Origin of the sequence: Dietzia sp. Die43 (genome assembly GCF_024519835.1) — a bacterium.
Classification (GTDB): domain Bacteria; phylum Actinomycetota; class Actinomycetes; order Mycobacteriales; family Mycobacteriaceae; genus Dietzia; species Dietzia kunjamensis.
Genome location: NZ_JALJRF010000071.1, coordinates 1 through 396 on the forward strand (window position 1 = coordinate 1; position 396 = coordinate 396).

Sequence of the window (396 nt, forward strand, 5' to 3'; positions counted from 1 at the left end):
TGGCGGCGGCTTGGGCGTCGGCGTACTTGTGGTCTTTCACGCGTTGGTCGAGGGCTTCGGCCAGGACGGCGGCTTCCTCGGTGGCCAGGATCGCCGACACGCTCGACATGCCATCGACGCCCTTGTGGAACCGCACCCCGCGGGTGCGGGCGGCTTCTTGTCGGCGCAGGCGGATCCCGTCGGCGTCGTAGCGGGCGATGATCGCATCGACGTTGCTGCGGATGGCTTTCTCGCCCATGCGCACCCCGCCCTCGATCGCGGCGAGGTATTCCTCGACGACCTGGCGCTGCACCGCCTCGAGCACGTCGACGTGGACGGTGGCCATCTGCGAGGCCAGTATCTTCGCGGCCTGCAGATCCAGCCGCCCCTGCGCCATCGCGGACAGGATCGCCGGAT

The 396-nt window shown here is 69.2% G+C and carries 1 protein-coding gene; it reads right to left on the reverse strand.

The annotated features are described in order from the left end of the window. Window positions 1-396: DUF222 domain-containing protein (locus tag NR111_RS18285; RefSeq protein WP_256821635.1), on the reverse strand; the 396-nt coding region annotated here is incomplete at both ends.